General features: G+C 27.6%; 15 protein-coding genes. 13 read left to right on the top strand and 2 right to left on the bottom strand.

Going from position 1 to position 14,962, the window contains the following annotated elements; all coding sequences use genetic code 11:
* Positions 1-101: 101 nt before the first annotated feature.
* Complete coding sequence (locus IC173_RS06770) at positions 102-656, top strand: GNAT family N-acetyltransferase (protein ID WP_227435157.1); 555 nt, start codon at positions 102-104, stop codon at positions 654-656.
* Positions 657-824: 168 nt separating this feature from the next.
* On the opposite strand, the gene IC173_RS06775 is transcribed toward IC173_RS06770, so the two are convergent.
* Positions 825-1,685, bottom strand: a complete 861-nt coding sequence (locus IC173_RS06775; RefSeq protein ID WP_227830556.1) for a YitT family protein — start codon at positions 1,683-1,685, stop codon at positions 825-827.
* Between the two features lie 503 nt (positions 1,686-2,188).
* Between IC173_RS06775 and IC173_RS06780 the strand changes: the two genes are divergently transcribed.
* The 6 genes from IC173_RS06780 (at position 2,189) to IC173_RS06805 (ending at position 9,342) form a co-directional block, all read left to right on the top strand.
* A complete protein-coding gene (locus IC173_RS06780; protein WP_227855338.1) occupies positions 2,189-3,595 on the top strand; it encodes a sensor histidine kinase in 1,407 nt (468 codons plus the stop codon).
* 241 nt (positions 3,596-3,836) lie between these two features.
* Complete coding sequence (locus tag IC173_RS06785) at positions 3,837-6,317, top strand: FtsX-like permease family protein (RefSeq protein WP_227855339.1); 2,481 nt, start codon at positions 3,837-3,839, stop codon at positions 6,315-6,317.
* A 16-nt stretch (positions 6,318-6,333) separates the two neighbouring features.
* Positions 6,334-7,023, top strand: coding sequence for an ABC transporter ATP-binding protein (locus IC173_RS06790; protein WP_227855340.1), 690 nt, complete (start codon positions 6,334-6,336; stop codon positions 7,021-7,023).
* 334 nt (positions 7,024-7,357) lie between these two features.
* Positions 7,358-7,678, top strand: a complete 321-nt coding sequence (locus tag IC173_RS06795; RefSeq protein WP_227435162.1) for a Fe-S cluster assembly protein HesB — start codon at positions 7,358-7,360, stop codon at positions 7,676-7,678.
* Positions 7,679-7,817: 139 nt separating this feature from the next.
* On the top strand, positions 7,818-8,462 hold the full coding sequence (trmB, locus tag IC173_RS06800) for a tRNA (guanosine(46)-N7)-methyltransferase TrmB (protein ID WP_227855341.1): 645 nt from the start codon (positions 7,818-7,820) through the stop codon (positions 8,460-8,462).
* Between the two features lie 148 nt (positions 8,463-8,610).
* Positions 8,611-9,342, top strand: coding sequence for a hypothetical protein (locus IC173_RS06805; protein ID WP_227855342.1), 732 nt, complete (start codon positions 8,611-8,613; stop codon positions 9,340-9,342).
* Positions 9,343-9,488: 146 nt separating this feature from the next.
* Here IC173_RS06805 and IC173_RS06810 read toward each other — a convergent pair whose 3' ends face one another.
* Complete coding sequence (locus IC173_RS06810) at positions 9,489-9,767, bottom strand: hypothetical protein (RefSeq protein ID WP_227435168.1); 279 nt, start codon at positions 9,765-9,767, stop codon at positions 9,489-9,491.
* 270 nt (positions 9,768-10,037) lie between these two features.
* On the opposite strand from IC173_RS06810, the gene IC173_RS06815 reads away from it, so the two are divergent.
* The 6 genes from IC173_RS06815 (at position 10,038) to IC173_RS06840 (ending at position 14,865) form a co-directional block, all read left to right on the top strand.
* A complete protein-coding gene (locus IC173_RS06815) occupies positions 10,038-10,484 on the top strand; it encodes a hypothetical protein (RefSeq protein WP_227435171.1) in 447 nt (148 codons plus the stop codon).
* A gap of 268 nt (positions 10,485-10,752) precedes the next feature.
* Positions 10,753-11,205 carry an acetyl-CoA carboxylase biotin carboxyl carrier protein gene (gene accB / locus IC173_RS06820; RefSeq protein ID WP_227435173.1) on the top strand — a complete coding sequence of 151 codons (453 nt, stop codon included), beginning with the start codon at positions 10,753-10,755 and terminating at the stop codon, positions 11,203-11,205.
* A 15-nt stretch (positions 11,206-11,220) separates the two neighbouring features.
* Positions 11,221-12,582: an acetyl-CoA carboxylase biotin carboxylase subunit gene (gene accC, locus IC173_RS06825; protein ID WP_227855343.1), complete on the top strand. Its 1,362-nt coding sequence runs from the start codon at positions 11,221-11,223 to the stop codon at positions 12,580-12,582.
* 14 nt (positions 12,583-12,596) lie between these two features.
* On the top strand, positions 12,597-13,451 hold the full coding sequence (accD, locus tag IC173_RS06830) for an acetyl-CoA carboxylase, carboxyltransferase subunit beta (protein ID WP_227855344.1): 855 nt from the start codon (positions 12,597-12,599) through the stop codon (positions 13,449-13,451).
* Between the two features lie 20 nt (positions 13,452-13,471).
* A complete protein-coding gene (locus IC173_RS06835; RefSeq protein WP_227435182.1) occupies positions 13,472-14,416 on the top strand; it encodes an acetyl-CoA carboxylase carboxyltransferase subunit alpha in 945 nt (314 codons plus the stop codon).
* A 188-nt stretch (positions 14,417-14,604) separates the two neighbouring features.
* On the top strand, positions 14,605-14,865 hold the full coding sequence (locus tag IC173_RS06840) for a stage V sporulation protein S (protein ID WP_003424039.1): 261 nt from the start codon (positions 14,605-14,607) through the stop codon (positions 14,863-14,865).
* Positions 14,866-14,962 lie beyond the last annotated feature (97 nt).

The raw sequence follows: 14,962 nt of genomic DNA on the forward strand, positions 1-14,962 counted from the left end.
ATTAAATTAGAAATAAGGTTAATTTGAGCACATTTATATAATTAATATCGTATTTTAAATATGAACAGTATATTAGATTAATGTATAAAGGGGGATTAGAAATGTCTGATTCTGAATATCCTCAAATGAAAACCTTAGAAACTAGAAACTGCATACTAAGACCTGCATCATTAAATGATACTGAGGATTTTTTTGATTGTTATAAAAATAAAGTAGTAGTAAAACATTTACCATTTAATGAGCATAAGTCTTTAGAAGACACAAGAAAATTTATAAAATCATTTTTTTTAAATCCATATAAAAAAGGAAAAATAGGTCACTTTGCAATAGTGTACAAAAGAGATAATAAAGTTATTGGGAATATGGGGTTTAATAATATAAATCCAAAGGCATTGGAAGCTGAAATTGGCGTATGTATTAATCCCAATTACTGGGGTCATGACTTTGCTACTGAGATAACTAAAAGAGTAATACAATATGGATTTAGAGAACTAAATCTAAATAAAATCATTGCGATAACCTATGAAGAAAATGCGAATTCTACAAAATCATTAGATTTATTGGGTTTTAAATGTGTAGGAAAATATATCAAAAAAATTCATACTGGAAGCACAATAAAAAATGTTCCATGTTATCAGTATGAATTGAAAAAATAATGAGTATTTAGTGTTCTAATAAATGTTAGATAAAAACAATGCCAAAATCATATTATATCTACTAAAAAGGTTTAGTATATTAATTAATATACTCACACTTTAATATGATATGATTTTGGCATCTATAAGTTATTAAAAACTATATAAACAAAGTTATAAAACAACTTATTAATTTTCTAAGTTTTTAAATCCTTCTCCAAGAACCTCATGTACATCTGTAACAATAACAAATGCAGTAGGGTCAGTCTTTTTAACTAATCTCTTAAGATAAAGTTCTTGCTTTTTAGAAACTACAACAAGTAGTACTTCCTTGTTTTCTCTAGTGTAACCACCTTTACCATCAAGAATAGTAAGACCTCTATCAAGTTCTTTTGTTATGGCTTGTCTTAAACTTTCAGGTTCTTCAGAAATAATAAAAAATGCTTTTGAATGATCAAATCCTTCCATTATCATATCTGCTATTTTTATTAAGACACAAAGTGCTATCCCAGAGTAAAGGCCTGTTTCTATACTACGATTTACTATACCAGAAGATATAACGACCATTCCATCTAAACAAGACATAAATTTTGTAGCTTTTATCCCTGGAAACTTTTTACTAAGTATAAGTGCAATTAAATCTGTTCCTCCAGTAGAAGCATCTGATTTAAACATTATTCCTAAACCTATCCCAACTAAAATTCCTCCTGCAATAGCTGATAGTAGTAAGTCATCAGTTAATCTCAATTTTGATAGTGGGTCTGTCAATTGGACTATAGCAGAGAATACTATTGTCCCAAATAACGTTTTTAATGAATTTTTTGTACCCATAATTCTGAAAGCAAGTATTACTAATGGAACACCTATGATTAACATGATAGCTGATACTGGAAGCCCTGTAACTTTATTTAACACTAAAGATAGACCACTAAGCCCTCCAGGAGCAATTGTATGTGGTTTTAAAAACATATTTATACCAATACTCATTGATATACAACCAAAAAATAACCCAAGCATTTCAAGTAAAATTGGCGACTTTTGTTTTTTCATATAAACACCTCCATGAACTTGTCACAATTTAATATTATAACATATTTGACCAGTTTATATTATATAAAATTTCTTGACATAAGCAATTTCAAGTGTTTTATTATTCTTAATATTTGTGAAATATTTCCAAAATACATGATTTTCTGTCATTCTTCTAACACGATTATTTTTTAGTGGAAATTTTTTATATGTTATAATTTTTAATTCTTTTATTAAAGTATCCCCTATAAAAGTGGTTCTATGATATGCTTTTCTATTTTCATTAATATACACATGTTATTTTGTATTCAGATTTAGATGGTTTAATATTTAATAAGTAATTTTAAACTGTTTTATATATCATCACTGTTTTATATATTGTCATAGTGCTTTATTAAATAACAGATAACTTGATAATATAAAACTATACACATATAATTTAAGATAGTATCATATTTAATAAGATTTACCTTAAAAATAGTTAAAAAACACAAATATATAAGTTTTGGAAAAGAGTTGATTAAATGCGTAAGTCTGGATACAGGACAATACTTTACTCGTACATTATTTTTTTCTTAGTGCTTTTCTGCCTGGCTTTAACTGCAATAGGAATTTTCTTATCACTTATTAATGTCCAGCATCCAAATGGAAAAAGCATACGTAGTAACTGGCCTCAAAATTTTATGGAAAGTTTTACTGAGCAAATTATATTTATAGATAATAAACCACAAATAAAACAATCTGGTTTGGAAAAGCTTCGGGAAAATCAATTATGGATACAAATCTTAGATAGTTATGGAAATAGAGTTTATGGATTTTCAGAACCAAAAAATCATAAAAATCATTATTCTAATTCTGAGTTATTGGAATTAGCCAAGAAAGATACTTCAAATGCTGATACTGTATACTTGAGTACTATTAAAAATAATGAGGATGAATTTATTTATATTATACACTTTCCACTTAATATTTCTAAAGTAACAATGTTTTTTGATGGGACTAAATTTATAGGTGGAAAACCTATTGTGCTTTCAATAATAGGTATTATATTTTTAATAGTTTTAATTTCTGGAATTGCCTATGGATATTGGATAACAAAATTTATTTCACGAATCACGTCTTCTGTTAGTGATATTGCAAAGAGAACATATCTTCCAACCAAAGCGAAAGGAGCTTTTGCTGATGTCTATGATAGTTTGAATACTCTTAATGAAGAAATTCATATCAGTGATGAAATGAAAAAGAAAACAGATATTATACGAGAAGAATGGATTTCAAATATAACTCACGATTTAAAAACTCCCCTTTCGCCAATAAAAGGATATGCAGAGATACTTGTAGACACTGATAATATTCTTTCATATGAACAAGTACATAAATACGCTTCTATCATGCTTAAGAATATAGAATATACAAATACACTTATTAGCGATTTAAAGTTAACATATCAATTAGAAAATGGTATCATTCCGTTGAATAAGCAAAATAGCAACTTGATAAGGTTTTTGAAAGAGTTAGCTATTGATATTTTGAACTATCCAGAATATGGAACTAATACAATTGAATTTGACAGTAACATTGACAATATTAAATTTACTTTTGATTCTACACTTCTAAAGCGTGCATTTAGTAATCTGATTATTAATGCTTTTATGCATGGAAATCAAGATACCAAAGTTTCTTTGAATGTAATGATATATGATAAAATTAATATAACTGTTTTAGATAATGGGAGAGGAATGACAGAGGAGGAAGTATCAAATTTATTTAATCGTTATTATCGTGGCACTAATACAGAACAAAAAACAGAAGGAACTGGTTTGGGATTGGCAATAACAAAGCAAATTATTGAGCTTCATAGAGGAACTATATCGGTCGAGAGTATTTTATCTTTAGGAACTACATTTCATATTTCCTTTCCTATCAATTAAGGTTAAATAAGGTTAAATAAAAGATATATTAAGGTTGATAAATTATCATATTTATATGGTAGTTATCAACCTTTTATTATTTAGGAGGAGACTTAATTTTAGGAGGAAATTTAATGAAAATAAAAAATTCTATGATTATCATTACATAAGTAAAAGCTTTTTTATCTGATTTTGTTTATGGAATATTAATTAGCATTAAGAAACTTTAGAGTTACATTAAATCAAGAAAGTAGGTGTAAATTTGAAAATTATATTAAAATATATCCTAACAAATATTAAAGAACGAAAAATAAGAACAGCAGTTATGTTGCTATCCGTAATTTTATCAACAGTTTTACTTTTCGTTTCCTTTTCAATTGGATTGTCTTATGAAAGTGCACAGAGAAAAATGGCAAGAGGTATGGCTGGGACTGCAACAATAGCTGTTCAAGGTACAGGTTCAAATAAATTAATTAGTTTAGAAGATATACCAGATTTACATTCCATAAAATCAAAAGTCGGAATATTAGAAAGCTCTGCTGTTTATCATGAAGATGGATATTATGAATCATTCGATATTATAGCAGCAGATTTACCACAACTAAACAAAATTAATAAACCACGATTGGTAAATGGAAATAATATCACTGATTTTTCTGGTGATAAAATTATTCTTCCAGACCGTTTCACATCAAAATATAAAATTAAAAAAGGTGATTTAATCACTTTACAAATTTATAGTAAGCCTTACACTTTTGAAGTGGCTAATATTGCTGTATATGACACAGTCTTTTTGAGACATACAAGAGGGGTAAATGCATTAATACCTAAAGACACACTATCCAAAATTTTAAATAAAGAAAGTGGATATACAAAAATTTTGATAGAGCCGAAAAACGACATAACAACAGAAAATTTGATAAATGAATTATCAGAAAAAATTTCAACTAAAGAATATAAAGTATCAAATACTATAAATGAAACTCAGATAATTGCAGATGCTAGACAGAAAACAATGCCATTTTTCCTAATAAGTTTTTTTGCATTAACTATGAGTATTTTTATTATATATAGTAGTTACAAGGTAATTACATTAGAGCGTCTTCCAATCATTGGAACATTTCGAAGTATTGGTGCTAATAAAAAAACAGTAACTAATATTTTACTATTTGAAAGTATATTATATGGAAGTGTTGGAGGGTTACTTGAAATTCCGATTGGTATAGTTGTTTTAAATTTCATGCTTCATGGTCTTGGTAATTCTCTTGAACAAGGTATATCAATTCCAACAGTAATATCTCCAATAGTAATTATTTCTTCTTTTGTAGTAGCGATAATTGTTTCTCTACTTAGTTCATATATACCTATAAAAAAGACTAGTAAGTTATCAATAAAAGATGTTGTTTTGGGAACGGTGGAAGAAAAGAATATTTCAAATCGTACTATATTTTGTATAGGTTTTATAGTACTTTTTTTATCTATTCTACTTCCAAGGATAACAACTGAAAATACTTTGTATTTAGCTGGAGGATTTTCGTTATTAGGACTAATTGTATCTACCATTATTCTAATTCCTATTTTTACTGATACTATGTCTACAGTATTTGAATTTATTTATGAAAAGATTCTGGGAAATGAAGGTAAATTAGCTGCCAGAAATATGAAGAATAATAAAAATATCACACAAAACATTACATTACTATTTATAAGTATTTCTGCTGTAATTGCAATAAGTGTTGTAGGAAGTTTTGTCAAGACATATATAGGCGATGTATTTCGTGATGCCAAGTTACAGGGATTCGCAGATGGAAATATGAATCAAGAATTTATTGAAAATGTTAAACACATGGATGGAATTAAAAAAGTTTTACCTATCTATGTTATGAACAATGAAATATCTTGTGACAGTATAAAATTTTCAAGAGTAGAAGCAACTGATAATATAAAATCATATAGTTCTATGTTTGCAATAAATTATACTAATTCTCATATGAAGGAAGTAGCAATTAAATCTTTTGAAAAAGAACGCTCTATTATTTTAAATGAAGATACACTTAAAAAAACAAGTTTCTCTGTAGGGGATAAAATAATTGTATCTGATGGTGATAAAGAGGTTTTTTACACAATAGTTGGAAGTTTTAAATCTCGCGCAAATGATGTAGAAGCTGTTATACCATCTCGTTATGCAGTTAGTGATTTCGATAAAACTACATATGGATTTTTAGCTTACACAGCAGTCAATCCAGATGTGATTATGATTCAAATAAGAGATTTATTTGGAGATACATCTAATTGGAGTCGTACTGTTGAGGAATTCAACAATGACTCTTTAAATACGATAAATAGCTTTTTATCTCCTATGAATAATATGACCTATTTTATTTTACTGCTTGCTACAGTAGGTATAATTAATAATCTATTGATAAACTATATTCAAAAGCGACGTTCTATAGCTATGTATAAATCTGTAGGACAAAGTGATAAACAGAATATTAAAATGACTTTAATTGAAGGATTTACATCAGGTTTATTTGGTGCTGTTATTGGAGTATTAATATCTATATTAGAAATTCAGACGATTTTCATAGTTGCAGGACCAAAGATTTCAATGACACCAGATTTAGATTTTAAAACATTCATTTTTGTTGGAATGTTAGGTATTACAGTAACATTAATAGGTTCAGTAGTACCAATTATAAAAGGAAAGAAAATGAAATTAGTAGAAGAAATTAAATTTGAATAAAAATGGAGGATAACACATGAAAGCAAGCTATAAAAGTATAGCAATAGAAGCAAAAAATATTATTAAAGAATTTAAAGTTGATAATACAACTACTAAAGTTTTAAAAGATATATCTTTACAGGTGATGAAAGGTGAGTTCGTTTCTATTATGGGACAATCTGGTTCTGGCAAGAGTACTCTTTTATATATTTTAGGTGGGCTAGATACTCCAACAAGTGGAAAAGTATATATGAATGGAACAGATATATCACATTTCAATGGCGATAAGATGAGTATAATACGTCGTAGAAATATAGGGTTTGTATTCCAATTTTATAATTTAATACCTAATTTAAATGTTGAAGAAAATATTATGCTACCTCTATTATTAGATGGGAAAAAAATGAATTATTACAAAAATCAATTAAACGATATTTTGGAAATTGTTGGATTATCAGATAAACGTAAACATACTCCACGTAAGTTGTCAGGTGGTCAACAACAACGTGTTGCAATAGCACGCGCATTAATAGGAAAACCAGAGATTTTATTTGCTGATGAACCTACTGGAAACTTAGACAGTAAGACAGGAGCAGAAATAATGCAATTACTCCGTAAAATAAATCAAGAAAGTGGTCAAACAATAATTATGGTGACTCATTCACCTGAAGCTGCTGGAAGTAGTAATCGTATTATTACAGTTCTAGATGGTGTAATAGCAGAATAATTAATAGATATATTTTGGTAATTTTTACATAATAAATTTAAAGATTTCCAGTCTTTTTTAGATTGTATAATTTTTATATATATGAATTAGACTATGTTAAATGTGTTATAATATTAAGACAATGAATAAAAAATTATACTCTATGTAAATTATTTTATTTATTGTTTATTAAACATATTATTAGGGTATTTATTTAAGACAATAAAATATTTAAAAGTCTAAGTAATAATTGGTAGAAGTTTTGGCAAAATATACAAAAACTAATTGATTATATACGTTATATGGGTATATAATAGATATTGTTTTAATAAAATACTTGAAAGGGAATGATTTGATGAAAATTACTTTACCAGAAACAGCTATTGATACTTTAAAAAGTATCTTAAAAGACAATCAAGATAAACCTAACAATGTAAGAGTATACTTTGCAGGTGTTGGTTGTGGAGGTCCTTCTTTTGGATTAGCTTTAGATGAGAAAAAAGAAGATGACTTAACTTATGAAGTCGGAGAATTACAATTTGTGATGAGCTCTGATGAATATAGTCAATATGGAGATATAATTATAGAAGATACAGGATTTGGATTTAGAGTAATTCCAGAAAATATGAAAGATCAAGGTGGAGGAGGATGCTCTGGTTGTTCAGGGTGCCACTAGAATTGATTTTTTAGTATATTGAGAACTCTCTTTGATAGAAATAATTTTCTATTCTAAGAGAGTTCTTTTTATTTTTAAGTAAGATAATGTATAATAAAAAATGTATTTTACTAATTTTTATATGTAAGGAGAATTTATTGTGAGAAGAAGACGAAAAAAAGGTGCAGATGAAAAACTTTTAAGTTATATAGAATATGTCTTAAGAGAAGATATAGACAAGTTAAAGGGCAAATGGAGTATAAAATTTGGAAATGATAATCCAATACATGTTGAATTTGGAACTGGAAAAGGTCAATTTATTACAACCTTGGCCAAGCAAAATCCTGATATAAACTATATTGCTATGGAATTAAAGGAAGAAGTACTTTTAAAGGCTGTTGAAAAAGCTGATGTTTCTAATTTAAATAATATATTATTTTTATGGGCTGATGTAAGCAATATTCTAAATTATTTTGAATCTAAAGAATTATCTAGGATTTATATAAATTTTTGTGACCCATGGCCAAAAAATAGATGGAGTAAAAGAAGACTTACTCATTCTGGATTTTTAGAGATGTATAATAATATTTTAGAAGATAATGGAGAAATTCATTTCAAAACAGATAATGAAAAATTATTCGAGTTTAGTTTAAATGAAATTGCTGCAAATAATTGGCTCTTAAAGAACATTTCTCTTGATTTAAGCAGTAGTGAGTATAAAAATAATGTTACAACAGAGTATGAGGATAAATTTATGTCACAAGGAATGCGAATATTTAGATGTGAAGTTAAAAAACGTAACTAGTAATATGTTTATAAGTTTAATAGTAGAAATTTATGCTAATTTATATTAATAAAGTGTACGAAAGTAGGCATATATAACAAGGAAACAGAGCCCTCTCATAGAAATTAATTTACTATGTAAAAAATTTTGTTTTATGTGGGAGGGTGCTATGAATTTAGCTAATTTAATACCATTTCTTATTTCTGCGACGGCTTTAAATCCAATAAATTCAAACGATAAGATTTTAAGTGAAAACCAACTTAAAGATATTTTTCCTGATGCTAACCTGAGAGCAGTTGTAAAACGATATGTAAATCCAGATGAAATGACTATAAGTAATATAAAGGCTTTGGATGGTGAATTTTATGCAACTGGAGAAAATATTTCAAATTTAAAAGGTATATCATATCTTGAAAACATAGACAATTTTATTTTTTGGAACAATAACATAAAGGAACTTCCTAGAGAAATACTAGGTCTAAAAGATATGGACTCAATTAATCTTGCAAATAATTATTTAATTAATGATAATACAGTTAATTCTCTTTCAAATAATGGTGTAGATGTAAATTGTGATTTGAATTTTATTGATACAAAAGATAATCAATATAAATTAGATTCTAAATACCATAATATTGACATATCAAAAGGCGAGAGTATTGATTTGAGAAAAATAGTTACAAAGAAAATTGATAGTTATTACAAATACTGGGAAGTAACTAATAGCCTTTCGAAAGATTTAAACTTTGTGGTATCTGTAAGTGATAAGAGTATACTTTCATGTAAAGATATGATTATTAAGGGTAATAATAAAGGGCAAGCAGTAGTGAAAGTTATACTAAATGACAAAGATGATTTAAATACATCTCAAGAAGTTTTAATCACTGTAAATGTAAAATAACATAAAATAAAGTGTATATTTATACAACTTATTTAATTATTATATTTTTAATTTTAATATTAAATCAAAACAAAGGTTGCTAGTAACAAGGCACTAATATTAATGTTTTGTTACTAGCAACCTTTAGATATCTATAAATAGATTATCTAAAAAATCCCATTTCTTTTGTTAGTAGACCATATTCCTATTAAAATTATCAATGAATATACTATATACAAAACTATTCTTATATACTGAACATCTAGTCCAAAAAACTCAATATTACTTTGTGAGGTATGCAACATCACAAGTACTGCAGATATACCAATAAGCAAAGGATTAATTACTATTTGCTTATCAGTTCTTAAAATCATTATTTTTCCCATCCAAATTATCGATAATATAAAAAATAAAACTTTAAGACCAAACTCTAATGTATCTACCAAAGCGAAAACATCCCTTCATTTATAATAAATTTTTCAGCTTAATCAAATATAAAACCCTAATATAACCTTTTAAACTTGTACTAAATCCATATAAGATAATTTAATTAAGTTCTATAAAACTTTATCTACATTAATATATACTACACTATACTTTGCATTTCTTAAATATAAATTATTAAAATTAATAAAATTTTGTTCATGAGTGTATAAAGATATATTTCATTATTTAAATGCATATCATTATATATACAGTTTTAGGAGGCGAGGTATATGGAATCTAAATTTTTTAATTGGTACACTCAATCCTTAGGAGGAACTTTTGGTATTATATCATGTATATGTGCTTATTTAAATGGATATATGTTTGTTTATACAAATAGTGCTAGCAGTTACTTTGAAAGTATAGGATTTTTAGGAATAATTTCAAGCTATGTATTACTTCCACTTTGTATGCTAACTTTGGTTTTTGGAATTATACGTTCTTATACTCCAGATACATCTGATAAAAGTATTTTTGATATACCATTTTTTACTTTAAATAAACGATTGATACTTGTTACAGTAGTTTTTGGATTTATTGGTGCTAGATTTTATTTTATAATTCCTGCAATTTTAATGACTTTTAACTTATATAGTAGTATTTTAATCACTAAATTAAAAGATATACTATATAAAAACAAAGAAAATGATACTAATATGAAAGAAAGCGAAGTCTAAATTGCATAATTTTGGTATTTGTCTTAAAAATTCCCGAGGTATTAATTTGTATTTTATTGTATTTTGCAAAATATATTGAATTTTATTCATTTTATACTTATAATTTATATTAATAATGGAAAATTAAAACAAAAGAATTTACTGGTTGTTAATTTAAAATTAAAATATATCTGAATGTGTTGATTCTATAGTCAGCACTTTTTCTTTTATAAATTTGCTTTTTGTGATATAATATTAGCACCAGGTAATAATACAAGGGGGTAACAACATGAACATCAATGAAATTAAGGAATTATTAAAGGTCATAGACTCAACTAACTTAGAATATGTAAAGCTTGAAAGTAGTGATTTTAAATTAGAAGCATCTAAAAAAACTGAAGTTACAAGCTCACCTGTTTTAAGTGTACAACAAGAATCGGTAGTAGATCTTTCTTTAGAAAAGCCATTTGTAAACGAGGAACCTGTAGTATCTAATGAGAATTTATCAATAGTAGTAGCTCCTTTGATGGGGACATTCTATGATTCTCCAAGTCCAGATGCAGAAGGTTTTGTCAAGGTTGGCGATGTAGTTGAAGAAGGTGACACTTTATGTATATTAGAAGCAATGAAGCTAATGAATGAAATAACAAGTGAAATTAAAGGTGAAATAATTGAAGTATTAGTTGATAATGAAGAACTAGTAGAATATAATCAACCTTTATTTAAGATAAAACCATTGTAGTAGGAGGTATTTAAGTTGATAAAAAAAATACTAGTTGCAAATAGAGGTGATATAGCAGTTAGAATCATCAGAACGTGTAAAGAACTAGGCATAAAAACTGTCGCTATCTATTCTGAAATAGATAAAGATTGTTTTCATAGATATATAGCTGATGAATCTATTTGCATAGGGCCAAACAATATAAGCAAGAGTTATAATAACATAGAAAATATTATATACCTTGCTCTTAAATTAAAATGTGATGCTATTCACCCAGGTTTTGGCTTTTTATCAGAAAACCCTGAATTTGCAAAACAATGTGAAGAGAATAATATTATTTTTATAGGTCCAACAAGAGAACAAATGATTTTGATGGGAGATAAATCTAGAGCGAGAGAAACTATGATGGAATTAAATATCCCTGTTGTTCCTGGTTCAGAGTCTGTTTTAAAAACTAAGGAAGAAGCTTTAGAAGTTGCAAGAGAAATTGGCTATCCTGTTATGATAAAAGCCTCAAGTGGAGGCGGTGGAAAAGGTATGAGAATCGTTAGAAAGGAAGAAGAGCTTTTTTCAAATTTTGATATGGCAAGTTCAGAAGCTTTAGCAGCATTTTCTAATAGCGATTTATATATGGAAAAATTCATAGAAAATCCTAGACATATAGAAGTACAAGTATTTGGTGATAAACATTCAAATGCAATACATTTAGGTGATAGAGATTGTTCTATGCAAAGAAGAAATCAAAAAGTAATAGAAGAGTCTTTAAGTCCATACCTTTCAGATGAAGAAAGAATAAATCTTCATAAAATTGCAGTGGATATAGTAAAAGGTGTAGGTTATATTGGTGCTGGTACTATTGAATTTATAGTTGATAAAGATAAAAACTTTTATTTTATAGAGATGAATACAAGAATACAAGTTGAACATCCAGTCACAGAGATGGTAACAAATCTTGACCTTATAAAACTTCAAATATCTATAGCTAATGGAGAAGAAATACCTTTTAAACAAGAAGAAGTTGTTTTTAGAGGTCATGCTATTGAGTGTAGAATAAATGCTGAAGATTCATCAAATAATTTTGCTCCATCACCAGGTAAAATAGAGTCATTAAATTTACCTGGAGGTTTTGGCGTTAGATTTGATACTTTTGTATATACAGGATATACTATACCACCTTTATATGATTCTATGATAGGTAAATTAATATGTTGGGCTGAGACTAGAGAAGAATGTATAAATAGAATTTATAGAGCTCTAGATGAAATTATTGTAGAAGGTATTAATACAAATGTAGAATTCCAAAAGGCACTTGTAACAAGTGAAGAGTTTAGAAAAGATACTCATCATACCAAATTTATAGAAGATGTCTTTATGAAGAAAGAATTTGCTACATTATAAGGAGTAAATAGATTATGATAAAAAAATTTTTATCATCAAAAGAATCTAAGTATGTTACGATTTCTTTAGATGACAACTTTAAAAAGAATAGTGTAGATGATAAATTTTGGACTTATTGCAAAGGATGTAATAGTCATGTATTTAGAAAAGACATAGAAGAAAATTCATTTGTATGTCCAAAATGCTCAAGACATTATGGTTTAAGAGTTCGAAATAGAATAAATTTATTGATTGATAAAGGGACTTTTATGGAATTTAATTCTGATATAGAATTTCAAAATCCATTAAACTTTCCTAAATATAAAGAAAAAGTAGACTCTTATAAGGAAAAAACGAATGAGTCAGAAGCTGTTGTCACAGGTTATGGAAGATTAAATGGAATTAAAACAGTTATTTGTGTAATGAATCCTGATTTTATGATGGGAAGCATGGGTTCTATTGTTGGAGAAAAAATAACTTACTCAATAGAATATGCTGCCAAAAAAAATTTACCTATAATTATTTGTTCTGCTTCAGGAGGAGCTAGAATGCAAGAAGGTATGGTATCTCTTATGCAAATGGCAAAGACTTCTCAGGCACTTGCTAAGCTTGAAGAAAAGTCATTACCATATATATCAGTTTTAACTGACCCTACTACTGGAGGCGTAACTGCTAGTTTTGCTATGCTTGGAGATATTATAATTTCTGAACCAAATACATTAATCGGTTTTGCAGGACCAAGAGTAATAGAACAAACAATAAATCAAAAACTTCCTGAAGGATTTCAAACTTCTGAGTTTTTACTTGAAAAAGGTTTTATTGACATGATAGTAGATAGAAGAAAAATGAAGGAAGTATTGTATCAAATTCTTGCTATGCACAAGAAATAGGGCATAAAGGAGGAACTGTTTTGATTGAAAATAATAATGATAAAATAAAAGTCTTGGAAAATGATATTAAACAATTAATAGCTATTTCTGAGGCAAATAACATAGATTTAAGTGATAAAATAAATTCCCTTAATGAAAAATTAGCAAAGCTTAGAGAAGATGCCTTTTCACATCTATCACCATATGAAAAGGTAGTGTTAAGTAGAGATATAAAAAGACCTACAACTTTGGAATACATAGAACATATTTGTTCTAATTTTTTAGAGCTTCATGGAGATAGGCTTTATAAAGATGACCCTTCTATAGTTGGAGGAATAGGGCAAATAGGAAAATTCAATGTTACTATAGTTGGTCACCAAAAGGGAAGAGATACTAAAGAAAATATAAAAAGAAACTTTGGTATGCCTCATCCAGAAGGATATAGAAAAGCGTTAAGACTTATGAAGCAAGCTGAAAAATTTGACAGACCGATAGTGACATTTATTGATACATCAGGAGCATTTTGTGGTCTAGAGGCAGAAGAAAGAGGACAAGGAGAAGCTATTGCAAGAAACTTACTTGAAATGAGTAAACTTTCTGTTCCAGTAATTACCTTTGTAATTGGTGAAGGTGGTAGTGGAGGAGCTTTAGGAATTGGAGTAGGCAATGATGTGTGTATGTTAGAACACTCAGTTTATTCTGTAATTTCACCTGAAGGTCTTTCGAGTATCTTATTTAAAGATTCATCTAAAGCAAAGGAAGCTTGTGATGTTATGAAACTTACAAGTAATGATTTATATGATTTAAAAATAATAGATAAGATTATAAAAGAACCTCTTGGTGGTGCACAAAAAGATGTAGAAGCTGTTTCAAAGGAAATGAAGTCTTATATTTTAGAAAGATTAAATCATTATAAAGATATGCCTAAAGAAGAAATAATGTCTCAAAGGTATAATAAATTTAGAAATATTGGAAAATGCTTATAGAATATAAAGAAATTTGTAGATTTTTCATTATAAAATGGTTTTAAAAAATAAAGGTTTTCTTAAATCTATTATAGAAGTATATTTTTATAAAAGTATACTTTAAATGATGATTGTAATTAGTAAATGGCAATTGTGATTTAGTACTTTAGGTAATGGATACTTTAACAAATTAACAAGGAGATGTTGAAATGGAAGTACTAAAAGTTTCATCAAAATCTAATCCTAATTCTGTAGCTGGAGCTTTGGCTGGAGTACTGAGAGAGCGAGGTATTGCAGAAATACAAGCTATAGGAGCTGGAGCTCTAAATCAAGCAATAAAATCAATTGCAATAGCAAGAGGATTTGTTGCACCTAGTGGAATGGACTTAGTGTGTATTCCCGCATTTACTGATATAGAAATCGAAGGTGATAAGAAAACTGCCATCAAACTTATAATTGAACCTAGATAATATATCTTTTTGTTAGAATTTAATCAAGTTTTAAAGGTTGACTATAGAAATGATGTCCTGTAGTGAACCTTTTTTACTTCGATATATTTTATTTTAT

Source organism: Clostridioides sp. ES-S-0048-02, assembly GCF_020658495.1.
Classification (GTDB): domain Bacteria; phylum Bacillota; class Clostridia; order Peptostreptococcales; family Peptostreptococcaceae; genus Clostridioides.